Consider the following 676-nt stretch of genomic DNA (forward strand, 5'->3'; position numbering starts at 1 on the left):
AACTGTAACGCCAGCGACTAGGTCCCTGCGCAGTTTGAATAACGAATAGCCGCCCTTTTTGAACACCTCAAAAAAGCGCGGTGCTATATGTGCAAAATGAGGATGAAAGCCAAAAGTGGGTATTTTCATAGCTTACGCTCTCTTTCTCTTCATAACGGAATATCTAATGATTACATCCAGCATATATACAGCGATAGCCACCCACACAAAGGCGAACGCTTTTAACATTGACCTTTCAAGGGTTTCACCGAAACAGAATAAGGCTAATAACAGCTGAATCGTAGGGTTCAGATATTGAATAATCCCAATAGTAGTGAACGGCAATAGTGGCAGGTTTCTTTATATCGCTGTTAGGTGGTAGCCGCTACCAAATAGGCGGACCTACTGGTGCCTTTGTGGTGGTAGTCTATGGTATAGTTGCAGAGCTTGGCTACGATGGGCTAGTTGTGGCGACTGTGCTTGCGGGTGCATTGCTTGTGGTCTTTGCTTATGTACGCATAGGCTTGTATATTAAGTTTATCCCGTATCCAGTAATAGTAGGTTTCACATCGGGAATAGCTATTATACTTATCACCACCGAAATCAAAGACTTTTTAGGGCTTACAATGGGCGCAGTGCCAGCTGATTTCTTTGAGAAGATTACCGCTTATGCTGGCGCCATAGACACTGTCAACCC

The 676-nt window shown here is 44.2% G+C and carries 1 protein-coding gene and 1 pseudogene; one reads left to right on the forward strand and one right to left on the reverse strand.

From position 1 onward, the window contains the following. Positions 1–132 precede the first annotated feature (132 nt). On the reverse strand, positions 133–324 hold the full coding sequence (locus tag AC1MDJ_RS08315) for a hypothetical protein (protein ID WP_479690445.1): 192 nt from the start codon (positions 322–324) through the stop codon (positions 133–135). Between AC1MDJ_RS08315 and AC1MDJ_RS08320 the strand changes: the two are divergent. Then, positions 318–676: pseudogene (locus tag AC1MDJ_RS08320) on the forward strand (SulP family inorganic anion transporter); the annotation flags it as partial. The gene AC1MDJ_RS08315 and the pseudogene AC1MDJ_RS08320 sit on opposite strands and share 7 nt — an antisense overlap.

The sequence above is a fragment of the Candidatus Termitispirillum reticulitermitis genome, assembly GCF_054655775.1.